At 69.4% G+C, this 22,469-nt stretch carries 22 protein-coding genes; 12 read left to right on the forward strand and 10 right to left on the reverse strand.

The genetic code is table 11. The annotated features are described in order from the left end of the window. The 3 genes from ACIBGM_RS00005 to ACIBGM_RS00015 all read right to left on the reverse strand — a co-directional run. A partial coding sequence (locus ACIBGM_RS00005) for a hypothetical protein (RefSeq protein WP_396383943.1) occupies positions 1-311 on the reverse strand: 311 nt, incomplete at its 3' end. Between the two features lie 199 nt (positions 312-510). Continuing rightward, positions 511-1,512: a proline racemase family protein gene (locus ACIBGM_RS00010; protein WP_360528826.1), complete on the reverse strand. Its 1,002-nt coding sequence runs from the start codon at positions 1,510-1,512 to the stop codon at positions 511-513. Then, entirely contained in the window at positions 1,509-2,579 is a 1,071-nt protein-coding gene (locus ACIBGM_RS00015; protein ID WP_396383944.1) for a proline racemase family protein, read from the reverse strand. Before ACIBGM_RS00015 ends, ACIBGM_RS00010 begins: the two co-directional genes overlap by 4 nt. Before the next feature lie 139 nt (positions 2,580-2,718). On the opposite strand from ACIBGM_RS00015, the gene ACIBGM_RS00020 reads away from it, so the two are divergent. From ACIBGM_RS00020 to ACIBGM_RS00055, 8 genes are all read left to right on the forward strand, one after another. Further along, positions 2,719-3,561 (forward strand): substrate-binding periplasmic protein, encoded by an 843-nt coding sequence (locus ACIBGM_RS00020; RefSeq protein WP_396383945.1) that lies wholly within the window; start codon positions 2,719-2,721, stop codon positions 3,559-3,561. 30 nt (positions 3,562-3,591) lie between these two features. Further along, positions 3,592-4,317 (forward strand): amino acid ABC transporter permease, encoded by a 726-nt coding sequence (locus ACIBGM_RS00025; RefSeq protein WP_360528817.1) that lies wholly within the window; start codon positions 3,592-3,594, stop codon positions 4,315-4,317. After that, complete coding sequence (locus ACIBGM_RS00030; RefSeq protein ID WP_360528814.1) at positions 4,314-5,087, forward strand: amino acid ABC transporter ATP-binding protein; 774 nt, start codon at positions 4,314-4,316, stop codon at positions 5,085-5,087. The genes ACIBGM_RS00025 and ACIBGM_RS00030 overlap by 4 nt, the downstream gene beginning before the upstream one ends. A 36-nt stretch (positions 5,088-5,123) precedes the next feature. Continuing rightward, positions 5,124-6,020: a dihydrodipicolinate synthase family protein gene (locus ACIBGM_RS00035; RefSeq protein ID WP_396383946.1), complete on the forward strand. Its 897-nt coding sequence runs from the start codon at positions 5,124-5,126 to the stop codon at positions 6,018-6,020. Positions 6,021-6,044: 24 nt separating this feature from the next. Continuing rightward, positions 6,045-7,331 carry an NAD(P)/FAD-dependent oxidoreductase gene (locus ACIBGM_RS00040; protein WP_396383947.1) on the forward strand — a complete coding sequence of 429 codons (1,287 nt, stop codon included), beginning with the start codon at positions 6,045-6,047 and terminating at the stop codon, positions 7,329-7,331. Between the two features lie 15 nt (positions 7,332-7,346). Beyond that, entirely contained in the window at positions 7,347-8,036 is a 690-nt protein-coding gene (locus ACIBGM_RS00045) for a GntR family transcriptional regulator (RefSeq protein ID WP_396383948.1), read from the forward strand. A gap of 70 nt (positions 8,037-8,106) precedes the next feature. Continuing rightward, positions 8,107-9,588: a gamma-aminobutyraldehyde dehydrogenase gene (locus tag ACIBGM_RS00050; RefSeq protein ID WP_396383949.1), complete on the forward strand. Its 1,482-nt coding sequence runs from the start codon at positions 8,107-8,109 to the stop codon at positions 9,586-9,588. Between the two features lie 10 nt (positions 9,589-9,598). Further along, on the forward strand, positions 9,599-10,198 hold the full coding sequence (locus ACIBGM_RS00055; RefSeq protein ID WP_396383950.1) for a short chain dehydrogenase: 600 nt from the start codon (positions 9,599-9,601) through the stop codon (positions 10,196-10,198). A 138-nt stretch (positions 10,199-10,336) separates the two neighbouring features. Here the strand turns inward: ACIBGM_RS00055 and ACIBGM_RS00060 are convergent, their stop codons facing one another. From ACIBGM_RS00060 to ACIBGM_RS00070, 3 genes are all read right to left on the reverse strand, one after another. Next, complete coding sequence (locus tag ACIBGM_RS00060; RefSeq protein WP_360528793.1) at positions 10,337-12,022, reverse strand: alpha-amylase family glycosyl hydrolase; 1,686 nt, start codon at positions 12,020-12,022, stop codon at positions 10,337-10,339. Between the two features lie 119 nt (positions 12,023-12,141). Further along, positions 12,142-12,792: a response regulator transcription factor gene (locus tag ACIBGM_RS00065; protein ID WP_360528790.1), complete on the reverse strand. Its 651-nt coding sequence runs from the start codon at positions 12,790-12,792 to the stop codon at positions 12,142-12,144. Beyond that, positions 12,789-13,163, reverse strand: coding sequence for a response regulator (locus ACIBGM_RS00070; protein ID WP_360528787.1), 375 nt, complete (start codon positions 13,161-13,163; stop codon positions 12,789-12,791). Before ACIBGM_RS00070 ends, ACIBGM_RS00065 begins: the two co-directional genes overlap by 4 nt. 177 nt (positions 13,164-13,340) lie before the next feature. On the opposite strand from ACIBGM_RS00070, the gene ACIBGM_RS00075 reads away from it, so the two are divergent. The 3 genes from ACIBGM_RS00075 to ACIBGM_RS00085 are packed head-to-tail and all read left to right on the forward strand — an operon-like array spanning position 13,341 to position 16,566. Continuing rightward, on the forward strand, positions 13,341-14,504 hold the full coding sequence (locus tag ACIBGM_RS00075) for an FIST signal transduction protein (RefSeq protein WP_396383951.1): 1,164 nt from the start codon (positions 13,341-13,343) through the stop codon (positions 14,502-14,504). Position 14,505: 1 nt separating this feature from the next. Beyond that, the gene (locus ACIBGM_RS00080; protein WP_360528781.1) at positions 14,506-16,068 is read left to right on the forward strand and encodes a GAF domain-containing protein; all 1,563 of its coding nucleotides are present in this window, start codon (positions 14,506-14,508) and stop codon (positions 16,066-16,068) included. Positions 16,069-16,089: 21 nt separating this feature from the next. Then, on the forward strand, positions 16,090-16,566 hold the full coding sequence (locus ACIBGM_RS00085; protein ID WP_360528778.1) for a pyridoxamine 5'-phosphate oxidase family protein: 477 nt from the start codon (positions 16,090-16,092) through the stop codon (positions 16,564-16,566). Here the strand turns inward: ACIBGM_RS00085 and ACIBGM_RS00090 are convergent. Both ACIBGM_RS00090 and ACIBGM_RS00095 read right to left on the reverse strand, forming a co-directional pair. Next, a complete protein-coding gene (locus ACIBGM_RS00090; protein WP_360528775.1) occupies positions 16,556-17,866 on the reverse strand; it encodes a glycoside hydrolase family 32 protein in 1,311 nt (436 codons plus the stop codon). The two genes, ACIBGM_RS00085 and ACIBGM_RS00090, sit on opposite strands and share 11 nt — an antisense overlap. Positions 17,867-17,879: 13 nt before the next feature. After that, a complete protein-coding gene (locus ACIBGM_RS00095) occupies positions 17,880-18,638 on the reverse strand; it encodes a DUF2961 domain-containing protein (protein ID WP_360528773.1) in 759 nt (252 codons plus the stop codon). A 259-nt stretch (positions 18,639-18,897) separates the two neighbouring features. On the opposite strand from ACIBGM_RS00095, the gene ACIBGM_RS00100 reads away from it, so the two are divergent. Next, positions 18,898-20,520 carry an ABC-F family ATP-binding cassette domain-containing protein gene (locus tag ACIBGM_RS00100; RefSeq protein WP_396383952.1) on the forward strand — a complete coding sequence of 541 codons (1,623 nt, stop codon included), beginning with the start codon at positions 18,898-18,900 and terminating at the stop codon, positions 20,518-20,520. A 3-nt stretch (positions 20,521-20,523) separates the two neighbouring features. Here ACIBGM_RS00100 and ACIBGM_RS00105 read toward each other — a convergent pair whose 3' ends face one another. Together ACIBGM_RS00105 and ACIBGM_RS00110 are read right to left on the reverse strand one after the other, a co-directional pair. After that, positions 20,524-21,099, reverse strand: a complete 576-nt coding sequence (locus tag ACIBGM_RS00105) for a GNAT family N-acetyltransferase (RefSeq protein WP_360528767.1) — start codon at positions 21,097-21,099, stop codon at positions 20,524-20,526. Between the two features lie 213 nt (positions 21,100-21,312). Continuing rightward, a complete protein-coding gene (locus ACIBGM_RS00110; protein ID WP_360528764.1) occupies positions 21,313-22,452 on the reverse strand; it encodes a mandelate racemase/muconate lactonizing enzyme family protein in 1,140 nt (379 codons plus the stop codon). Between the last annotated feature and the right edge of the window lie 17 nt (positions 22,453-22,469).

A 22,469-nucleotide genomic window follows, 5' to 3' on the forward strand; every position in this document is an offset into this window, starting at 1 on the left:
ACCCGCGCAGCCTTGGTCTCCGACGGCGCGAACAACCGCACCGCCCCCGGATAGCGACGCTCCAACTCCAACGCCCAGGCACGGTGCAGACTCCCCGTCGCCTCGACCGCGAACACCAACCCACGACCGTTCCCACGATGCGCAGCCACTACCTGCTCAACACCGGCCACACCGTCACGAGAGACCGGCACCGACACCGGATCGGCCAACAGACCCGACCCGTCACTGACCCACACCCGGTTCAACACCTTCCCCGGGTCGACGGCCACCACCAACGTGGCAGGATCAAGCGCTACCTGCAGCACCGACATGACCAAAACCTCCTCACAGAGAAGGCTCGAGGCCACACAAGCCATCGAGTCAGACCATCCCTCGACGGCCCATCATCAGCCTGCGCTCGTCGGCATCAACGTCGTTCATGCTCGCTACGCTGCGCGTGCTCCACGTTGACCCCTCCCACACGCACCCTGCCAACACCTCCTACCGAGGAAAGGTCCCCTTCAGGGTCTATCAGCCGAGAACGAGGAAGCCGTCGCGGAGCGGGTCACGTGGATCGATGGTCCACTCCGCCGTGCCGGTGACGTACGCCGTACCGGTGATCCGGTTGCGCACGCCGGGAATGCCGCCGACGTCGACGTGCTCCACCGGAACAGCGGTAAAGGTTTCGCCGGTGATGCTCTCGTGGACGAGTGCTTCACCGAGTCCCAGGCGGCCGCGCGCGACAAGAGTCGATGCCCGGGCGGAGGTGCCGGTGCCGCAAGGGGAGCGGTCGGCGCCTCCGGGCCTGATGACCACCGAACAGAGGTTGGTCGCATCCGTACGGCGTGGCGGCCCGATGAACTGCACATGTGTGACTCCCTCGATCCCTTCCAGTACAGGGTGTTTGACGGCGATCGACGAGTTGACCACGTCGCGGACGGTCTCGGCGAGCAGGATGCGCCGGCCGACCCGCGGGTCGGCCAGGTCCAGACCGACCGCGGACGCGTCGACGATCGCGTAGAAGTTTCCGCCCCAGGCGATGTCGACCTGGATCGTCCCGACGCCGGGCAGCGTGATGTCGACGTCCCGGGCGTAGAGGAACGACGGCGTGGAGGTGAAGGTCACGCTGGTGACCCGCTGGTCCTGGACGTTGGCCACGGCCTCGATCAGTCCCGCAGGTGTGTCGAGCACCAGCTCGGTGGCCGGCGCGGTCACCGGGACCAGGTCGTGCTGGATCAGCACCGTGACCAGGCCGATCGTGTCGTGGCCGCACATCGGCAGGTGGCCACTCGCCTCGATGTAGAGCACGCCCACGTCGGCGCGCGGATCGCAGGGCGGCAGCACGATGCAGCCGGACATCACCGAGTGACCACGGGGCTCGAACATCAGCGCCGTACGGACCCAGTCGTGCCGGGCCTCGAGGTCGTGCATCTTGGCGAGCATCGTGTCGCCGGACAGGCCGGGGACGCCGGAGACCACGGTGCGGGTCGGGTTGCCGGCCGTGTGGGACTCGATGGTGCGGAAAGTGGTCATGACAGTGCGGTCTCTCCCCAGAGATCGGCGACGGTGTAGCCGCGCGGGAACGGGTCGTCGGGGTGCAGCACGTGCTGGTGGAAGCCGGTGATCCAGGCCCGGCCGCGGATCGAGGGCACGACCGCGTCGCGATCGCCGACGCGAACCCGTTCGTGCAGCAGGCCTTCGAACCGGGTCCCCAGAACGCCTTGGTGGAGGTACGGCGTGTGCAGTCCGAGCTCACCGCGGGCGTGCAGACAGGCCATCCGGGCCGACGTACCCGTACCGCAAGGCGAACGGTCCAGTACGCCGCGCCAGGTCTCGGGACGGTTCGCGTCGAGTGCCCCGGTCGGCAGGATCACGCTGTTGCGACCGGACACCCCGGGATCGGTAGCCGGCCCGTGCAGCATCGCGAGCGAGATGTGGCTCAGATTGTCGTCGTGCGGATGTTTGACCGCCACCTGTTGGCGCGCCGAGGCGAGCAATGCGGCGCCCGCGCGGACCAGGGCCGGTGCGTTCGCGGCGCCGAGCTCGACTCCGAGCGCCGACGCCGGTGCCTGGACGTAGTACTGCCCCCCGAAGGCGATGTCGGCTCGCACCGTCCCGTACTCGAGTACGTCGATCGGCGTGTCCAACGACTCCACCCACGACGGCACGTTCCGTACCTCGACGTCGCGGACCTTGGTGCCCTCGACGCGGGCCGTGGCCTGGACCAGACCGGCCGCGGTGTCGATCCGGACGACGGTCTCCGGCGCGCGCAGCGGCAGCGCCCCGGTCTCCAGGATGGCCGTGACAGCGCACATCGTGTTGCTGCCCGACATCGGCCGGAACCCGCCCTGCTCGAAGATCACGATCGAGACGTCCGCGTCGGCCCTGACCGGCGGCATCACCACGACCCCGCACAGCGCCGGATGCCCGCGCGGCTCGCGCAGGAGCAGTCGACGCAGGTCGTCCAGGTGCTCGGCGCACCAGGCCAACCGTTCGGACATCGTCGCTCCGCGGACCCGGAGGTTTCCGCCGAGCAGGACCCGGCCCGGTTCGCCCTCCGCATGCACGTCGACCGACGAGACCACCAGCACGCCGTCCATCAGCAGCTCCTGACCTGGATTCTCGTGACCCCTTGACACCGGGGTACGCCGCTCCTACCTTCAACGCTACTGCAGATTGTATGACGATCTGCACTTTCCGAGAAGACCCGACGCGGGGCAGCACAAGGAGTCACCGACCATGACCAAGACCACGAAGATCTCCCTGGCGGTCATCGCCGCCGTGGTGCTCGCCCTCGCGGGCGGCTACGTCGGCGCGGGCTGGCGAGGCGGGAGTGCCGCCGCGTCGTCCGCCGAGGCCGGATCGTGGATGAAGGACGTCCAGTCCCGCGGCGAGCTGCGAGTGGGCGTCGCGATCGCGCCGCCGATGACGGTGGAGAAGAGCGGCAAGCTGGGCGGCCCGAACCTGATCCCGCTGCAGCACCTGGCCGAGTCCCTCGGCGTCAAGCTGACCCCGGTGTCGGCGACCTGGAACAACATCGTCGCCGGCCTGCAGGCGGGCCGGTACGACGTGGCGGCCAACCTGGACGCGACCATCGAGCGGGCCAAGGCGATCCAGTTCTCCGATCCGGTGTACGAGTACCAGGGCGTCTTCGTGGTCAAGGCGGCATCGCCGTACCGAACGTCCACCGAGGTGCTGAAGTCCGGCAAGCCGGTCGCAGTCGCGCAGGGCAGCGCTCCGGCCGCCGCGGTCGCCGACGCCGGCGCCAAGGTGCTCGAGCTGGCGGACTACACCAACGGGCTGCAGGCGCTCAAGGCCGACCGGGCCATTGCCGTGTTCGCCGACCTGCCGACCGCCGAGTCGCAGGCGCAGGCCGACGCGTCGGTCAAGATCGTCGTCCCAGAGCCCGGCATCTACGCCGCCGGCGCGGGGTACGGCGTGCCCAACGACATGGACGCGCGGTCACTGCAGTTGCTCAACGTCGCCATCAACCACACCCGGCTCAGCGGTGAGCTGGAGCGTGCGTACGCCGAGGAGAACTACCTGCCGATCGACCGGCTCGGCTCCCTGGCCAAGCAGTAGACCGGCACCCGACGGAAGCGTGGACCTGTCATGACCGAGCAAGACTTCGACTGGGGCGCCGTCGCCGACGCGTGGCCACAGCTGATCAGCGGGCTGGGCGTCACCCTGCAGATCGCCGCCATCACGATCGTGCTGAGCATGATCCTCGCCGTACCGGTCGCCGTGGCCCGGATGTCCACGATCGAGATCGTCCGGTGGGTCGCGCAGATCTACATCGAGATCTTCCGGTGCACCCCGATGCTGGTGCAGCTTTTCTGGATCTACTACGCGTTGCCGGCGCTGACCGGGATCACCATCCCCGGGTTCGCGTCCGCGGTGATCGCGTTGACCGCGAACCTGACCGCGTTCATGGCCGAGGCGTACCGCAGCGGCTTCCAGGCGGTGCCGGTCGAGCAGATCGAGGCCGGCAAGATGCTTCGGCTGAGCCGGTTCCAGCAGTTGCGCCACATCATCGTGCCGCAGGCGCTGCGCCAGCAGATCCCGGTGATCCTGTCGCTGAACATCTCGATGTTCAAGGACACCGCGCTGGTCTCGACGATCGCCGTCCACGACCTGATGTTCCAGGCCAACACCGCCGCGACCGAGACGTACCGGGCGCTGGAGTTCTTCACCACGGCCGCCGCCGTCTATTTCTGCATCGCCTTCCCCGTCTCGCTGTTCACCAGCTACCTCGAGCGCCGCGGCCAGCTCGCCCGGGCCGGCCGGGCACCGATCATCAAACCGCGCAAGCCCGAGCTGACAGGAGTGAAGTCATGAGCGTCGGTACGGCGGACGCCACCGCACCACTGGTCTCGGCCACCAACCTGGCCAAGCAGTTCCACGGTCGCAAGGTGCTCGACGGGGTGGACTTCGACGTCGCCTCCGGGGAGGTCAGCGTGATCATCGGCAAGAGCGGCTCGGGCAAGTCGACGCTGCTGCGGGTGATCGCCGGTCTCGAGGACCCGGAGGACGGTGACGTCACCATCGACGGCGTGGTCGTCCGCACCGGCGGCGCTCGTACGGCGGACTGGAACCACGGAGCCGCCAAGGTCGGCATGGTGTTCCAGAGCTACACGCTGTGGCCGCACATGAACGTGCTCGACAATCTCATCCTCGCGCCGCGCAAGATCCTCGGGCTGTCGGCCGGCGAGGCGGAGGCCCGGGCCGAGCAGGCGCTGGCCGAGGTCGGGATGGCAGAGCACATCCGGAGCCGCTCGACCCAGCTCTCCGGCGGCGAGCGGCAGCGGGTCGCCATCGCCCGGGCGCTGATGATGCGCCCCCAGGTCCTGCTGTGCGACGAGATCACGTCGGCACTCGACCCGCCGGTCGCGGCCGAGGTGCTGGGGGTGCTGGCCCGGCTCAAGCAGGAGGAAGGGCTGGCCGTCGTACTGGTCACCCACGACATGGCGTTCGCGTCCAAGGCCGCCGACCGGGTCGTCTTCTTCTCGAACGGCCGGATCGCGGTCGATGCCACGCCCGACAAGGCGTTCAACGACTGCGACAACCCCGAGCTCAAGGCGTTCGTCGATGCCGTCCGGATCGACTGACCTGTCCCGAACCCCAACAATTACTGGAGATCTTCAATGACTGAAAGCGTCCAGCTGCAGGGCGTCCTGGTAGCACTCGTGACCCCCTTCACCGCCGACGGATCCGCGATCGACGTCGAGACGCTCGATGCCCAGGTGAACCGGCTGATCGCCGCCGGTGTCCACGGCTTGGTACCCGGCGGAAGCACCGGCGAGTTCACCGCGCTCACCGTGGCGGAGCGCAAGCTGCTCACCGAGGCCTGTGTGAAAGCGGCCGACGGGCGGGTGCCGGTCGTCGCGGGCACCGGGGCGTTGTCGGGTGCCGAGACCGTGGAGCTCAGCCGGCACGCGGCCGAGGTCGGGGCGTCCGCGCTCATGGTGGTGCCGCCCTTCTACGACGCGCCGAGTCTCGACGAGGTCAGGTCGCACCTGGCCGCCGTACGCGAGGCATCCCAGCTGCCGATCGTGTACTACAACATCCCGTCGGCCACCGGGGTGAAACTGAGCCCGGCCGAGATCGCGGGGCTGGCGGACATCGAGGGAGTGGGCTACCTCAAGGACACCTCGGGCGATGCGGTGGGACTGAGCGAGCTACTGGTCGCCCACTCCGGCCGGATCACGGCCTTCAACGGCTGGGACACGCTCACGTTCTTCGGTCTGGTCAGCGGCGCCAAGGGCACGGTGTGGGGTGCGACCAACGTGATACCGGAGCTGTCCATGCAGCTGTGGGACGCGGTTGCGGTCCGCGGCGATCTCGCCGAGGGACGGCGGTTGTGGGACAAGATCTGGCCGGTCTGCAACTTCCTCGAGTCGTACAACTACGCCGCTGCGGTCAAGACCGGCCTCGAGTTGATCGGGCACCCCGCCGGGCCGGTCCGGGCGCCGTTCGCCTTGCTCGACGACAGCGCGCGGGCCGAGTTCACCAAGATCCTGGACGCCGCCGGCGTTCTCTGACCTACTGAATCGAAGGAGGGCGCAGTGAGGATCGTCGTGGTCGGTGCGGGTGTCGTCGGTCTGGCCTGTGGCTACGAACTGCTCCGGGACGGGCATGACGTTGTCGTGCTGGACAGCGCGAGCGCCGGCCAGGCCGCGTCGCACGGGAACGCGGCCAAGGTCGCCGTCGCCGAGGCCGGCCCGGTCCCGGCGCACGGCATGGTGGTCCAGGGCCTGAAGTGGATGCTGCGCCCGGACAGCCCGCTGTACGTGAAGCCGTCGCTGTCGCCGCCGTTCCTGCGGTTCCTGCTCGCGATGGCCCGGAACTGCACCGAGACGCAGTTCCGGGCCGGGCTGGCTCTGAACCTCCGGATCGCGACGCAGGCCGACGAACTGTTCGACGAGTGGCAGGACGCCGGTCTGCACTTCGAGTTGCACCGACGCGGTGTCCTGCTGGCGTACGAGAACCGGGCCCACTTCGAGCACCGGTTGCGGTACCAGGACGTGTTCTCCTCGTACGGCGCAGAGCCCGATGTCCTGGATGCTGCCGGGGTGCACGACGTTGAGCCGGCACTGTCCGATCGGATCCGGTACGGGCTGTTCTATCCACGCGACCGGCAACTCGAGCCGGACTCGCTCACGTCCGCTCTGGTGGAGCACATCTCGAAGCTCGGCGGCTCGGTGCGTGAAGACACGGCCGTGGCCGGCTTCGACCGCGGCCCGGGTGGCGTGATCGGCGTACGCACCGGCAACGGCGAACGGCTGGGGTGCGACGGCGTGGTGCTGGCGGCCGGCGTCTGGACGGGACCGCTGTGCGAGAGGCTCGGCGTTCCGGTTCCGATCCAGGCGGGGAAGGGGTACAGCGTCGACTACCGTCCGGAGCCCCTCAGATTGCGGACGTCGCTGACGTTCGAGGACGCTCACGTCGCCGTCACACCGTTGGACGGGCTGATTCGCGTGGCCGGCACGATGGAGTTCGCCGGGTTCGACACGTCGATCAACGCGCGGCGGATCGAGGCCGTGCAGCGTGCGGCCGCGGTGGGATTCCGGGACTGGGATCCGGCCGCTGCGCACGAGCCGGCCTGGGCCGGGATGCGGCCGATGACGCCGGACGGGCTGCCCGTGGTCGGTCCGCTCACCGACGGTGGCAACGTCTGGGTCGCGTCGGGGCACGGCATGCTCGGTCTCACCCAGGCGCCGGCGACCGCTCAGACGATCCGGCGGCTGGTCCGTGGCGAGGCCCCCGATCCCGCGACCAGCCCGGCTCGGTTTCGGCGCCAGGCGGGGCGGCGACCTCGAAGTGCAGACAATCTGCAATCATGGTCCGGGTAGACGAAGGGCGGTCGGATGAGTACCCAACGCACGGACTCGGCACTGGCTCCGGTCAGCAACGTGACTCGGCGCGAGGTGGTGGTGGACGCCATTCGGCGCGCGCTGCTCTCGGGCGAACTGGTTCCCGGGCAGCGGGTCAAGGAGGCGCCGCTGGCGGAGTTGCTCGGCGTGAGCCGGCCGACCGTGCGCGAGGCGATCTACCAACTCGTCCACGAGGGTTCGCTGGTCCAGACGCCGTACAAGGGGATCACTGTCGCCGAACCGAGTCCGCAGGACCTGCTCGATGTGGCGCAGGTCCGGGTGTCGCTGGAGACGCTGGCCGCGCTGCACCTGTCCGAGCACCCGGACGGCGACGGGATGACGAAGCTGCGCGCCGCGCTGAAGACCCATCTGGACGCGATCGAGGAAGGCGACCTGGTGCGGGTCGACATGACTCACCTCGACCTGCACCGGACGCTGTGGGAGGCGTCGGAGAACCAGATGCTGATGCGGATCTGGCCCCTGGTGGAGTCCCAGATCCGGATGGCGATGAGCCTCGATCAGGCCACCCGGTCCGACCTTGCCCGCGACGCCGAGCTGCACCGGCGGCTGGTCGACGTGATCGCCAGTGGCGACAAGGCGGCGATCACCGCCGAGGTCCGCGACCACATCGCGAACAGCGCCGACGAGATCGTCCGGCTGATCGAAGCAGGCAAGTCGGCCTGAGCTCCCGGCGGGCCAGTTCCGGTACGGCGTCCGTCGTACCGGCCGATCACGCATGCCCTGGAGACTTCTCATGAACACCAGCAACTACATCGGGGGCAAGGCCGGCGTCGGCCGGGGCCCGGAACTCGCCGTGGTCGACCCGTCGAACGGGAAGACGATCCGGACCTACCGCAGTGACGACGAGCAGAGTGTCGAGGCCGCGCTCGACGCTGCGCACGACGCCTTCGCGGAGTGGTCGCGAGCGACACCGGCCGAGCGCTCGGGGATCCTGCACCGGCTCGCGTCCGAGCTCGAAGCGGTCGCCGAGGAACTCGCCCAGGCCGAGACCGCGCAGACCGGGAAGCCGATCCGGCTCAGCCGTGAGTTCGACGTTCCCGGGTCGATCGACAACGTCGCGTTCTTCGCCGGCGCGTCCCGGCACCTCGACGGGCAGGCGGCGGCGGAGTACTCAGCCGAGCACACCTCGATGATCCGACGGCAGCCGATCGGCGTGGTCGGCTCGATCGCGCCGTGGAACTATCCGTTGCAGATGGCCGTCTGGAAGGTGCTGCCGGCCATCGCGGCCGGCAACACGATCGTCCTGAAGCCCGCCGAAATCACCCCGCTCACCACCCTCATGCTCGCCGAGGCCTGCGAACGTGCCGGCCTTCCAGCCGGTGTGGTGAACATCGTGAACGGTCCGGGCCCCAGCACAGGGGAGTCGCTGGTCACCAGCCGCCGGATCGCGATGACGTCGTTCACTGGGTCGACCGCGGTCGGGCGCCACATCGCCGGACTCGCCGCGGCGAACGGGACCCGGCTGCACCTCGAGCTCGGCGGGAAGGCGCCGTTCGTGGTGTATGACGACGCCGACCTGGAAGCTGCGGTCCGGGGCGCGGCGGCGGCCGCACTGATCAACACCGGGCAGGACTGCACCGCCGCCACCCGGGCCTATGTGCACCGCTCCCTGTTCGACGACTTCGTCGGTGGCGTCGCCGGTCTGATGCGGCGTGTGCGGCTCGGAGCGCCTGCGGATCCGGAGACCGATCAAGGCCCGCTGGTCTCCTTCCGGCAGCGGGACCGGGTTGCGGCCATGGTCGACCGCGCCGTCAAGGACGGGGCTCGGGCGGTCACCGGCGGCCGGGCGCCAGGCGGTGCACTGTCCGAGGGCGCGTACTACGAGCCGACGCTGCTGGTCGACGCCGACCAGCGCAGCGAGATCGTGCAGGAGGAGACGTTCGGGCCGGTGCTGGTCGCGCTTCCGTTCGACTCCGACAGCGAAGCGCTGCAACTGGCGAACGACGTGCCGTTCGGGCTGGCCGCGTCGGCCTGGACGCGGGACGTGTACCGCGCGCAGGAGGCCGCCCGGTCGATCGAGGCCGGGACGGTCTGGATCAACGACCACATCCCGATCATCTCGGAGATGCCGCACGGCGGGATGAAGGCGTCGGGCTACGGCAAGGACATGTCGGCGTACTCGTTCGACGAGTACACACAGGTCAAACACGTGATGTCCGACCTGACCGGACGCGCGGCGAAGTCCTGGCACACCACCATCTACGGCGACATCTGAGGAGCACGCCATGAAGATCCTGCTGGTCGGCGCCACCGGCACCGTCGGGCGCGCGGCCAATGACGCGTTGGTTGCCCGCGGCCACGAAATCGTCGCGGCCCATCGGTCGTCGCCCGGCTACCCGATCGACCTCACCGACCCCGGCTCGATCCAGGACGTCCTCGACCAGGCCGGACCGCTCGACGCCGTCGTCTGCGCGGCGGGCACGACGCCGTACGGACCGTGGGACGAGCTTGACCGCGACGCGTGGTTGAGGGGTCTGAGCAGCAAGCTGCTGGGCCAGGTCGAGCTCGTCCGCCGCGGGACAGGCACCGTGCGCACCGGCGGCTCGTTCACGGTGATCACCGGCATCCTCGCCCGGGAACCCATCCGCACCGGAAGTATCGCGGCCGCCGTCAACGGAGCGCTGGAGGCGTGGGTCGTCGCCAGCGCCGGCGAACTCTGGGGCCGCTACCGGCTCAATGCCGTCAGCCCGACGGTCCTGACCGAGTCGAAGGACAAGTACGCCGATACCTTCCCGGGCTACCCGACCGTCGACGCGAGCGTGGTCGGCCAGGCCTTCGTCCGCTCGGTCGAGTCGATGGAGACCGGCCGGATCTACCGGATCTGATCGGTTTGCGGCGGAGGCTCGGCCCGGCGGGCGGACTGTTTGGCGCGCAGGATTTCGGGGTCGCGGGGGTCGAGGGGGAGGTCGTCGTACTGTCTGCGTCTGGTTCGGGTGGGCTTGGTGATCCGGATCTGGCGCATGTCAGGTCTCCTGTGGAGCGGCGGGCCCGGCGCCGAGCGGGGGAGGAGGGGACTCAAGACGCCAGGCCCGCCGGTCTGGTGGGGTCGACGGCGCCAGCAGGTACCACGCGGCGCTGTTCGGCGGGAGTTTGTCGCCGGCTTCCTGGTGACTGGCGAGCAGGAGCTCACCGTCGGCCGGAAGCGCGACGACGCGGGAGGAGCAGTTGACGACGCAGCAGAAGCCGTCGCCACGGGTGAAGGCGAGTACGCCGGGCTCGGTCGGCAGCCAGCGGAAGTGGCCGGCGGCCAGGGTGGGGAGCCGCCGGCGCAGAGCGAGGGCCTCGCGGTAGAGGTGCAGCATCGACTCGCCGGAGCTCAGCTGCCGGTCGACGGCGTGATCAGCGAACCAGTCCGGCTGCGGCAACCAGGAAGGTGCAGAAGAGAAGCCGAAGCCGGGCTGGTCCGCAGTCCAGGGCAGCGGGACGCGACAGCCGTCCCGCCCACGCCGTACGCCGTTGCTGCGGTGGAACATCGGGTCGACCAGGACCTCCGTCGGTAGGTCGGTGACCTCGGGCAGGCCGAGCTCCTCGCCCTGGTAGAGGTACGCCGATCCCGGCAGCGCGAGCATGAGCAAGGCGCTCGCCCGCGCGCGGCTCGTCCCGAGGTCGACGTCGCCGGTGTCGAGTCCGGGAGCACCGCCGCCGTACCGGGTGACCGAGCGGGGCATGTCGTGGTTGTTCAGCACCCAGGCGACCGCGGAGCCGGAGTCGTGGATCGTGTCCAGTCCGCGGTCCACGACGTCGTACAGGACCTGGTCGTTCCAGTGCGCGCGGAGGAACTCGAAGTAGAAGGTCTGGTGCAGTTCGTCGGGCCGCTGGTAGTGGGCGAGTTGCTGCGTGTCAAGTACGCCGACCTCGCCGATCAGCACGCGTTCGCGGCCGGTCCGGGCGGAGTACTCGTCGGTGATCGCCCGCCAGCGGCGCCACACGTCGTGCACCTCGGGCCGGTTCCACGCGTGCGGGTTGACCGGGTCGCCGGTGAGCTCGTCGTCGCCGGCGTACTCGTGGTCGGGCAGGCCGTCGGCCTTGTGCAGGCCGTGCGCGACGTCGATCCGGACGCCGTCCACGCCGCGGTCGAGCCAGAACCGCAGGACCTGGTCGAAGTACGCCGGCACGTCCGGGTGCCGCCAGTCGAAGTCGGCCTGCTCGGGGGCGAAGCTGTGCAGGTACCACTGACCGTCGTCGACCTGCTCCCACGCGGGGCCGCCGAAGATCGAGCGCCAGTTGTTCGGCTGGTCGGCGAAGTGGAAACGGGCCCGCTCCGGGCTCCCGGGTCCGGCTTCGAGTGCCGCCGTGAACCAGGGGTGCTCGGTCGAGCAGTGGTTCGGAACGATGTCGGTGAGGACCTTGAGACCGAGCCGGTGGGCGTCCCGGATCAGGCGGTCGAAGCTTTCGAGCGTGCCGTAGTCCGGGTCCACGGTGAAGTAGTCGGTGACGTCGTACCCGTGGTCGTGCTGGGGTGAGGGGTAGAACGGGTTGAGCCACAGCCCGTCGACGCCGAGGCTGCGCAGGTAGGGGAGCCGGGCCCGGACGCCTTCCAGGTCGCCGATGCCGTCACCGTCGGAGTCGGCGAAGCTGCGGAGGTAGACCTGGTAGATGACCGCGCTGCGCCACCAGTCCGCTCCCTGCTGGGTGCTTGCGGTGAGCATCGCGATCAATCCCTTGGCTGGCGGTGGCCCCCTGCAGCAACCATCGCGCGCTGGGCAGTCCAGGTCTGCACCGCCAGCGCCCAACCCGGATACCGGCTAGCCGGAACTTCTACGGCGGGCTAGCGGGTCTCGAGGTAGGTGATCACGGCAAGTACCCGGCGGTGGTCGTCACCGGTCTCGGGCAGCGCCAGCTTGGCGAGGATGTGCCGGATGTGCTTCTCCACGGTCGCCTCGGTCACCCACAGCCGCCGGGCGATCCCGGCGTTCGACCGGCCCTCGGCCATCAGCGCGAGCACCTCGTGCTCCCGCGGGCTGAGCTCGGCGAGCGGGTCGTTCTGGCGGCGGGCGCTCACCAGCTCCTGCACCAGCGCCGGGTCCATCACCGAGCCACCGCGGACGATCCGCCCGAGCGTCTCGAGGAAGTCGCCGACGTCGGTCACCCGGCTCTTCAGCAGGTACCCGATCCGCTGGCCGGACGCCAGCAACTCCATCGCGTGCTCGACCTCCGCGTGCGCGGACAGCACCAGGATCCCGGTCGCCGGGAACTCGCGGCGGATCTCGCGGGCGGCGTCCAGCCCTTCGGTGCTGTTCGTCGGCGGCATCCGGATGTCAAGCACGACCAGGTCCGGTGTCACGTCCCGCACCAGTGGCAGGATCCACGCGCTGTCACCGGTCTGGCCGACGACCTCGTACCCGGACCGCTCGAGCAGGCTGGCCAGGCCTTCCCGCAGGAGGACGTCGTCCTCGGCCAGCAGCACCCGGGTGGTCATCCCTCCACGGTAGCGTCGAGGATCCGCCGTACGGCGGCAGCGGACAGACCCGATTTGGGCAGGTACGCCGCGACCGGGACCTCCCGGACCAGCTCCGCGAGGTCGTCGTCGGCATCGGCCGAGATCAGGATCACCCGCGAGTGCTGCACGCCGGTCTCGCGCTGCATCCGCCGCGCGAGCTCCAGGCCGCTCTCGCTGCCGAGGTTCACATCGACCAGTACGACGTCCGGCGCGGCGTCGTCCACCTCCCGCAGGGCCTGCTCGATGGTCGAGGCGACACCGACGACGGAGACCCCGTCCCGTTCGAGCAGGGTCTGGGCAGCATCGAGGAAGTGCATGCTGTCGTCAACGATGTAGCAGCGCAACGCCATGCCACCAGCATCACCTGATCGGGCTCGTCACGCATTCCGGCTACCGGGACCTTTCCGGCTACTGGGAGTGGCGGTGCGGCGGCGGCGCGAGACGGCCTCCGCACGTCATTGAGCAGTGCGTGACCCTCTTGTAGCGTCAGTTTCACAAGGGCGCTGCTCCTCGAGGTGGTGACCGGTATGGAGCCCGCGCGGTGGTTGGCAGTGGGGTCCGCCCAGGGTCTCGACAAGCGCGCTGCGGCGCGGGCGGTGGACGACGCCCTCGTCCGGGACGACGCCAAACTGCTGATCGTCTTCTGCTCCCAGTCGCTCGACCTGCACGGCCTGCTGGCGGACATCAGGCAGCGGGCTCCCGGCGTACCGCTGATCGGGTGTACGACGGCCGGCGAGATCGTGGCGTCCGGACCGAGCGAGGCCAGCATCGTCGTGACGGCCTTCGGCGGCGACGGGTTCGCCGTACAGACCGCGGCGGCCACCGAGGTGTCGCGGGACCTGCGCGAGGCGGGCGCGACGGTGGCTCGCTGCCTGCCCGTCCGCGAGGACCTTCCACACCAGATCCTCATCCTGCTCAGCGACGGCCTGGCCGGTGACCAGCAGGAGATCGTCCGCGGCGCGTACGGCGTACTCGGCGCAGCAGTTCCCCTGGTCGGCGGCTGCGCGGGCGACGACCTGCGGATGACGCAGACCCATCAGTTGCACGACGACCGCGTGCTGACCGACTCGGTGGTCGCGGCCGGGCTCGCTTCCAGTGCGCCGTTCGGCATCGGCGTACGGCACGGATGGCGCCGGGTCGGCGAGCCGATGCTGGTGACCGCGAGCTCCGCGAACCGGGTCTACACACTCGACGATCTCCCGGCGCTGGACGTGTACCTGAAGCATCTCGGTCTCGATCCGTCGACCAGCAGCGATCAAAGCTGGCTCGCGCGGCTGGCGCTGACTCATCCGCTCGGGCTCGGGCGGCCGAGCCGTGAGGACGAGGTGCGGTGGATCAGCGGCGGGGACTTCGTCGAGCGGTCGCTGTCCTGCATGGCCGAGGTTCCGCAGGGCGCGCTGGTCTGGATCATGGAGGGTGACGAGACATCGGTGCTCGAGGCAACCGATGCGGCGTGCGCCGACTCACTGGCCGCGCTCGACGGGCAGCGGCCGCTCGGCGTGATCGCGTTCGACTGCATCGCCCGGCGCGGAGTGCTCGGCGACGCCGGGATCCGGTCCGAGATCGACCGGCTGGCCACGGTGACGTCCGGTGTGCCGGTCGCAGGCTTCTACACGTACGGCGAGATCGCCCGGACGCGCGGCCTGCGCGGCTTCCACAACCAGACGCTGGTCGTTCTCTCGGTCGGCTGAGATGGACTCCTCGGCCTGGTCGACACAGCAGCTCGCCGAGTTCGTCGCGGTGGTCTCGACCGCGCGCAGCGAGGCCGAGGCCGCGCAGGTCGCTGTCGAGCGTACGGCGGAGGCGCTGGACGCCGAAGTGGCGGCGATCGTGTCCGGCGACGGGGTGGTCGCCGCCGTCGGCTATCCGGAGGACGCGGTCCCGATCGGCGACCTCGAGGCCGTCCGGCCGGGGAGCTCGCGGCAGCTCGACGTACCGGGCGTAGGGATGTGCCAGGCGTCGTCGGCGTTCCTCGAGCATCCGCCGGGCTCGACGCTGGTCGTGGCGCGGCACGAGGACCTCAGCCGCGAGGAGACCGGGCTGATGCGTGGCATGGCCAGGGTAACCGCGATCACGATGCGGATGCTGCGCGTCCTGGACGACGAGCGCGCTGCCCGGGCAGAGGTCGAGCGGCTCGCTCGCGAACAGGCTGCCCTGCGGCACGTGGCGACGCTGGTCGCGACCGGCGCATCCCCGGCCGAGATCTTCGCCGCGGTCACGGCGGAGGTCGGGCAGTTGCTGGGCGCGGACTTCACCGAGCTGACCCGGTTCGTGCCGAACGAGGCGAAGACGGTGGTCGCCGCATGGAGCGCGAACGGCCGACCGGTCCCGCTGGTCGGGCCGAAGCCGCTCGGCGGACGCAACCTGTCGACCCTGATCCACCGGACGCACCAACCGGAGCGGCTCGAGTACGACGAGCGCAGTACGCCACCACCTGCTGTCACCGGACGGGTTCGGATCCGGTCCGCGGTCGGTGTGCCGATCATCGTGCAAGGCGAGCTGTGGGGAGTGATCGCGGTCGGGTCGGCGGGGGACAAGCCGGCGCCGTCCGACACCGAGTCCCGGCTCGCCGATTTCACCGAGCTGGTCGCGACCGCGATCGCCAACGCCGGATCGCAGACCGAGCTGAAGGCGTCACGCGCGCGGATCGTGGCGAGCGCCGACGAGGCTCGGCGGCGGATCGAGCGCGATCTCCACGACGGCGCTCAGCAGCGGCTGGTCACTCTCGCGCTGCGGTTGCGCGCGGCTCAGGAGTCTGTGCCGGCCGAGCTCGCGGAGGTCGCCCAGCACTTGAACCGGGCGGCCGCCGAGCTGTCGACGGCTCTCGACGAGCTCCGCGAGATCGCCCGCGGCATCCATCCGACGATCCTCGCCGAGGGCGGACTCGCTCCCGCGTTGCGGACGCTGGCCAGGCGATCGCCGGTCCCGGTCGACCTCGCCATACGGACCAGCGGGCGGCTGCCCGAGCGGATCGAGGTGACTGCGTACTACGTGGTGTCGGAAGCGCTGACGAATGCGGCCAAGCATGCCAACGCCGCCGCGGTCACAGTGCAGGTCGACACCGTGGAGGGGATCATCCGGCTCACGATCAGCGACGACGGCATCGGAGGCGCGGACCCTCGCCGCGGCACTGGGCTGGTCGGTCTGAGGGACCGGGTCGAAGCTGCCGACGGCAGGCTGACGATCACCAGCCCGCCGGACAAGGGAACTCACCTGGTCGCCGACCTTCCACTGAACCCGACTGTTGGCATCTGATCTGGTGAGGAGGTGGGTGCGGTGCCGGTTGCGGAGAAGCTGGTGCTGCCCGACGGATACGGGCGGACCACGAAGAAGCTGAGCTGGGAGAGCGTGCGGGCCCGGCTGGAGGAGGCCAAGCAGTACTGGCTGGCGACGAACCGGGCGAACGGCAGCCCGCACCTCGTGCCGGTCGACGGGCTGTGGGTGGACGATCGGTTCTACTACGGCGGCAGTCCGGAGACGCAGCATGTGCGGGCGGTGCGGGCCGATCCGCACGTGACGATCCATCTGCCCGATCCGTGGCAGGTCGTGGTGGTGGAGGGTTCGGTGCGCGTCACCAAGGTGTCGGCGGAGTTGGCTCAGCGGCTCGCTGAGGTCGCGAACGTGAAGTACGCCGAGTACGGGATGAAGCAGGACGCCAGTGCATACTCCGAGCCGGCCGCTGTCCATCCGCGGCGGGTGATCGCCTGGTCGACGTTCCCGAAGGACGCGACCAGGTTCACCTTTACTGACTGACGTCCGGCCAGATCGACGCCAGGTGGTGGATCTCGAGGGACTGCAGCTTGAGCGTGCCGTGGGTGGTGAGGCGGAGGGTGTCACCGGGGTCGACGTTGTGGCAGGCGTAGTAGGCGCCGTCGGCGGCGAAGACGGCGAGTTGGCCGCGGTCGATGAGGAGGCGGATCGTGAGTGTGCCGTCGATGGCCAGGGGTACGCCGTTCAGCTGCTTGGCGGCGGTGTCGTAGGTGAGATCGACTCCGGGCCGGAGGTGGAAGGTGAAGGCGGTCGTTTCCGTTTCGGCGAGGTCGAAGGTCGCTTCGACGTCGACGGTTTCGGCTGGTGCGTCGATGGGCGACGTCGAGGTCACGACGGTTGGTCCCAGCGTCGTTGTCTTACGGCGTAAGGACTTGATCTCGTCGACGGGGTTGCTGTGGATTCGCGGGCCGTCCGGGGTCGCGACCAGGTGTTGCTCGACCGGGAAGCTGGCATTGCCGGTCCAGGTCGAGCCGCGGTTCTCGCCCTGCCAGGCCATCGTGACCACGCGGCCGTTAGGCAGGTTGTCGAAGGACTGCGCCGCGTAGTACGGGCCTGCCGCGGGACCGGGGTTGGCCGTGATCGTCTGCGGAGTCGTCCACGACGTGGTGAAGCGCCCGCCGTCGAAGTCGCCGACCAGGTAGGAGCCGCGGCCGTCGCGCAGTACCCAGATGACTTCGCCGTTCAGCGTCATCGGCGTGAAGTCCGGGCACTCGAAGAACCAGTCGGCGACCAACCGACTGGTGCGCTCCCAGTCGCGCAGGTTCGGCGAGACGAAGAAGTCGACACCGTTGCCGTCGTTGTTGGACCACACCACCATCACCCAGCGCCCGGACGGCGGGTGCCAGACGACTTTGGGATCGCGACTCTCGTGACCGCTCGGCTGGGCGATCACCCGGCCTTCGTCGTACGGCGTGAACGTCATGCCGCCGTCGAGGCTGCAGAACATCCGCACACCCTGGGTGCCGGTGAACACCAGGATCGGGTCGTGGTCGCCGTCCTTGAGACCGGAAGTGTTGCGTACGTCGACCACGCCGCCGCCCGACCACAGCTCGCCGGGGTGGACAGCGGGATCGAGTGCGTTGGGTTGTTGCGTCCAGTGCACCAGGTCGGGGCTGGTCGCGTGGCCCCAGCGCATCGTGTCCCAGACCAGGCTGTCTGGGGCGTGCTGGAAGTAGAAGTGGTACGTGCCGCGGTAGTAGAGCAGTCCGTTCGGGTCGTTCATCCAGCCGCGCCGCGGGCTGAAGTGGAACTGGCCGCGGTTGCTTTCCTGGTAGTCGGTCAAGGCTGCCCTTCCGTTAGCGGGGACGGCGGTACTCGCGGGCCGGCAGGGACGGGAGGTCGTTCGACCCGCCGGGCAGCTGGTACCAGTACGCGACGGTGGTGATGTCGTCGGATCGCTCGAAGTGCCCGTGATCCCAGGCGCCGATCTGCTGCAGGGTGACGCGCAGTCGCTCGTGGAAGATCACCGGATCCGGCAGGTGCCAGCGGTACATGCCGTGCGACTGCAGCGTGCTGGTGACGAACGGCGAGGTGCGCGTGGTGTCCTCGGCCGAGTAGAACAGATAGCCGCAGTACGGCGCACTGAAGGTCAGCGGGACCGGGGGCGGGTCGTGCCGAAGCGCGTCCTGGAACGCCCAGGCACCACCGGCGTAGTCCTCGAGCCCGGTGCTGCACTGGGTCGGGTAGGCATCGTCGTCGTCGATGTAGAACTTCATCTCGCCCTCGCCCCACCAGTAGCGCTCCAGCGCGGTGAGGCCGACGTACGTGCCGACATAGTTGCCGCTGCCAACGACCCCGTCGAGCACGACGTGGTCCTCGGCGGGCGCGGTGGAGCCGTTGCTCCTGCGCCAGTGCACGTGGAAGTGCGCGGTGCCGCCGTCCAGTGGCGCGTTGGGCACGTACCCCAACTCCCGGGCCACCGCGCGGATCCGCTCCTGCTTCTCCGCGTCCACCATCCCGTCGCCGCGCCCGTTCAAGACCAGCGACACCGAAGCCCGCGACACCCCCGACGCCTTCGCGATATCCGCCGACGTAACCCGCCGCTGCCCTATCACTCCACCTCACTAGACCCAACCGCCCCAGCATCTCACGCACCCCCGGGATGGTCTTCCGGCGTTGACGAAACTCACAGGCGTGGTGGTGCTTCGGTTGTTATGGTTGTCGTATGCAATATCTGTTCTTCCTCTGACAGCCAGGGCCCCGCGGTCACTGTGCACGGTTCGACGTGCCGGCCGCGGTTCTTCGTGTCCGCTGTCCATTGCATGTCATGCAATCCCGCTCCCGGCTGCTGCCGTGCCCGGGATCGGAGGAAGTATGTCCACCACTGTTGTACGTTCCCGTGCCCATCTGACCGCCACCGACGTGAGCGTCGCGCGCGGCGGGAAGCCTGTCCTGACCGGTGTCGACCTGACTGTCTCGGCCGGTGACCGGCTCGGCGTGGTCGGCGAGAACGGCCGGGGCAAGACCACCTTGCTGCAGATCCTGGCCGGGCGGCTCGCGCCCGACTCGGGTCAGGTCCATCGCGCCGGCGCCCTGGGAATCGCCGACCAGGAGATGCCGATCGCCGACGACCGCACGGTCGGCGATCTCATCGACGTCGAGCTGGCCGACATCCGCGCGGTCCTCGGCGTACTCGATGCGGCCACGGCAGCCCTCGCCGAGGGCCGGCCGGGCGCCGACGAGGAGTACGCCGACGCCCTCAGCGCAGTCGAGGCACTCGACGCCTGGGACGCCGATCGCCGGGTCGAGATCTCGCTGGCCGCGCTCGGTGCGGTCGACGATCGGAGCCGGCTGCTGTCCGACTTGTCGGTCGGGCAGCGCTACCGGATCCGGCTTGCGTGCCTGCTCGGAGCCGGACATGACCTGCTACTGCTCGACGAGCCGACCAACCACCTCGATGCCGACGGCTTGGCGTACCTGACGTCCGAGCTGCGCGCGCACCAGGGAGGCGTCGTCCTCGTGACGCACGACCGTGCACTGCTCGCTGACGTCGCCACGACGGTGCTCGACCTGGACCCGACCAGCGACGGCCGACCGCGGGTGTACGGCGGCGGCTACCAGGGCTACCAGGAAGGTCGCGAAGCCGAACGCGAACGGTGGGAGAGCGCCCACCGCGCGCAGGTAACCGAGCGACAGCGCCTTGCCGACGACCTGTCGGCAGCGCAGAACCGCCTGTCCACCGGATGGCGGCCCGAGAAGGGCACGGGCAAGCACACTCGAGCCACCCGGGCACCGGGCCTGGTCCGAGCAGTACACCGGCGTCAGGAGGATCTGGAAGCGCACGTCATGGACGTCCCACGTCCGCCGCTGCGATTCCACCTTCCTGGGCTGCCTGCCCGCCCAGGATCAACACTCGTGTACGCCGCAGACGTAGCAGTCACGGGACGACTCGAAGCAGTCGATCCGATCCTGCTGCGTTCCGGCGACCGGCTGCTGATCACCGGCGGCAACGGTTCGGGGAAGTCAACCCTGCTGTCTGTTTTGGCCGGCACGCTCGCCCCGACGAGTGGCGTCGTACAAACCGGACCAGGTGCTCGGATCGGCCTGCTCGCACAGGAGTCACCAGCGCCGTCGCGACGTCGTGCGATCGATGCGTACGACGCCGCGCTCGGCCGCATGGTGAGCGCCGGGCAACTGGCCGAGGCCGATCGGGTCTCGCTGGGTTCGCTGGGGTTGTTCGGGTCCCGGGACGCGTCCCGGCCCGTGGCCGAGCTGTCGATCGGGCAGCAACGCCGCCTGGATCTGGCGATCCTGCTGGCGTCGCGCCCGCACGCCGTACTCCTGGATGAGCCGACCAACCACTTGTCGATCAGCCTGGTCGACGAGCTGACCGAGGCCTTGCAGGCAACACCCGCGGCCGTGGTGATCGCCACCCACGACCGCCAACTCCTACGCGACACCGCCCACTGGCCACAACTCATGCTCGCGCGGGAGTAGCGTCTACGGGCGGAGGTCGAGTCGCATCAGGATTCGGGGGTGACCGGCGAGTACTGAAGTGGTGTCGGCGGCCTTGGTGAAGCCGGCGCGTTCGAAGTTCTTGCGGATCCCGGCGTACGCCATGGTGAGGTCGACCTTGGCGTCGCCGTTGTCCAGCGGGTACGCCTCGACCGCCGGCGCACCGTGCTCGCGCGCGAACTCGACCCCACCGGCGATCAGCGAGTGCGTGATGCCCTGCTTGCGATGACCGGGACGGACTCTGATGCACCACAGCGACCACACCGGCAGGTCGTCGACGTGCGGGATCTTGCGGTTGCGGGCGAACGACGTCTCCGACCGCGGTGCGACTGCAGCCCAGCCGACCGGCTCGTCGCCGTCGTACGCGAGGACACCGGGCGCGAGCTCGGCGCGGCACAGCTCGGCGACGTACTCACCACGAGCCGGTCCGCGCAGCTCGTTGTTGAGCTTGGACGGGATCCGGTAGCTCAGACACCAGCAGACGTTGGAGTTCGGCGACTTCGGACCGAGCACGGCCCGCACATCCTCGAACACCGACGCCGGACGAACTTCGATGGCCATGAGTCCACCATGTCAGAGGTGCCGGCGGAGACCGCCGTGGGACTCGCTGGTCGGCCAGCCGTCGCAGAAGCAGTAGGGCAGTCCCACCGCCGATCTGCGCCTTGCGCCGCGGCGGTGTCGCCTTGCGCGGACGAACGACAGTCCCCTGCCCCGCCATCCCACCTCCGGAAGTCTTGATCTCAGGAACGCTATCCATCCGGTGGTGGGTCAGTGCTACCAGTTCGTGAAGGATCCGTCGGGCTTGCGCAACTGGGGGAGTTCCCGGGACTCGGCGCGGTAGGCGCGGGCGCGTTCGCGGTCGATGTCGACGCCGAGTCCGGGCAGGTCGGAGAGCAGCACCCGGCCGGGAACGACGGTCGGACGAGCCGTGAACAAGGCGGCCAGCTCCGGCGCGGGCTCCGACTGGTGCTCCTGGATCGCCGCGCTCGGGCTGGCGAGGTTGAGCTGCAGCGACGAGGCCGCGGTCACCGGACCGAGCGGGTTGTGGGTGGCGAGCTTGACGTAGTGGGTCTCGCAGCCGGCCGCGATCTTCCACGCCTCGGTCAGACCGCCGGCGATGGCCACGTCGACCCGCGCGTAGTCGATCAGCTCGGCCTCGATCAACCGGGCGAACTCCCACTTCGACGCGAACTGCTCACCAGCAGCCAGCGGTACGCCGGTCCGCGCCCGCAGCATGCGATACGTCTCCGGATGCTCCGCCCGGATCGCGTCCTCGACGAAGTACGGCCGGGCCGACTCGATCTCGCGGCACAACGTCAGCGCCTCCGGCGGGTCGAGCCGGGTGTGCACGTCGAGGATGAGCTCGACGTCGTCACCGACCACCTCACGCACCTGGTGGAACAACTCGATCCCGAGCCGGAGCGTACGGCGTTCGTCGAGCACGTCATCGTCGTGCGGCACGGAGAACCGCAGGTGCCGCCAGCCCTCGGCGACGAGCGTGCGGCAGCGGTCGAGGAAGCGGGGACGGTCGTTCATCCCGTCGCCGACGTGCACGTAGCAGGGCACGTGGTCGCGCACCGGTCCGCCGAGCAGCTGGTGCACGGGGACGCCGAGCGCCTTGCCGCGAATGTCCCACAACGCGACGTCGAGGGCGGCGATCGCGGACGCGAGGATGCGGTCGGCAGGGTAGAAGCCGCTGCGGAACATGACCTGCCACAGATGCTCGGTCCGCAGCGGGTCCTCACCGGTGATCAGCTCACCCAGGTGGTCGAGACCGCCGGCGACCGCACGCTGCCGGGAGCGAACACCTACCTCGCCGATGCCGTGGATGCCCTCGTCGGTGTCGACGACGACGAGCATCATCGCGTCGCCGCGGTCGGGGAGGGTGAGAACTTCCCAGCCGGTGATCTTCATCGCGCCTCACTGTTTCA

This window comes from Kribbella sp. NPDC050470, assembly GCF_044458365.1.
In the GTDB taxonomy this organism is placed as follows: domain Bacteria; phylum Actinomycetota; class Actinomycetes; order Propionibacteriales; family Kribbellaceae; genus Kribbella.

Bases quoted from the DNA above. Each gene is read 5' to 3' on its own strand.
- ACIBGM_RS00010 (WP_360528826.1), bottom strand. From the start codon at position 1,512: ATGACCACTTTCCGCACCATCGAGTCCCACACGGCCGGCAACCCGACC.
- ACIBGM_RS00015 (WP_396383944.1), bottom strand. From the start codon at position 2,579: ATGGACGGCGTGCTGGTGGTCTCGTCGGTCGACGTGCATGCGGAGGGC.
- ACIBGM_RS00020 (WP_396383945.1), top strand. From the start codon at position 2,719: ATGACCAAGACCACGAAGATCTCCCTGGCGGTCATCGCCGCCGTGGTG.
- ACIBGM_RS00025 (WP_360528817.1), top strand. From the start codon at position 3,592: ATGACCGAGCAAGACTTCGACTGGGGCGCCGTCGCCGACGCGTGGCCA.
- ACIBGM_RS00030 (WP_360528814.1), top strand. From the start codon at position 4,314: ATGAGCGTCGGTACGGCGGACGCCACCGCACCACTGGTCTCGGCCACC.
- ACIBGM_RS00035 (WP_396383946.1), top strand. From the start codon at position 5,124: ATGACTGAAAGCGTCCAGCTGCAGGGCGTCCTGGTAGCACTCGTGACC.
- ACIBGM_RS00045 (WP_396383948.1), top strand. From the start codon at position 7,347: ATGAGTACCCAACGCACGGACTCGGCACTGGCTCCGGTCAGCAACGTG.
- ACIBGM_RS00050 (WP_396383949.1), top strand. From the start codon at position 8,107: ATGAACACCAGCAACTACATCGGGGGCAAGGCCGGCGTCGGCCGGGGC.
- ACIBGM_RS00055 (WP_396383950.1), top strand. From the start codon at position 9,599: ATGAAGATCCTGCTGGTCGGCGCCACCGGCACCGTCGGGCGCGCGGCC.
- ACIBGM_RS00060 (WP_360528793.1), bottom strand. From the start codon at position 12,022: ATGCTCACCGCAAGCACCCAGCAGGGAGCGGACTGGTGGCGCAGCGCG.
- ACIBGM_RS00065 (WP_360528790.1), bottom strand. From the start codon at position 12,792: ATGACCACCCGGGTGCTGCTGGCCGAGGACGACGTCCTCCTGCGGGAA.
- ACIBGM_RS00070 (WP_360528787.1), bottom strand. From the start codon at position 13,163: ATGGCGTTGCGCTGCTACATCGTTGACGACAGCATGCACTTCCTCGAT.
- ACIBGM_RS00075 (WP_396383951.1), top strand. From the start codon at position 13,341: ATGGAGCCCGCGCGGTGGTTGGCAGTGGGGTCCGCCCAGGGTCTCGAC.
- ACIBGM_RS00080 (WP_360528781.1), top strand. From the start codon at position 14,506: ATGGACTCCTCGGCCTGGTCGACACAGCAGCTCGCCGAGTTCGTCGCG.
- ACIBGM_RS00100 (WP_396383952.1), top strand. From the start codon at position 18,898: ATGTCCACCACTGTTGTACGTTCCCGTGCCCATCTGACCGCCACCGAC.
- ACIBGM_RS00105 (WP_360528767.1), bottom strand. From the start codon at position 21,099: ATGGCCATCGAAGTTCGTCCGGCGTCGGTGTTCGAGGATGTGCGGGCC.
- ACIBGM_RS00110 (WP_360528764.1), bottom strand. From the start codon at position 22,452: ATGAAGATCACCGGCTGGGAAGTTCTCACCCTCCCCGACCGCGGCGAC.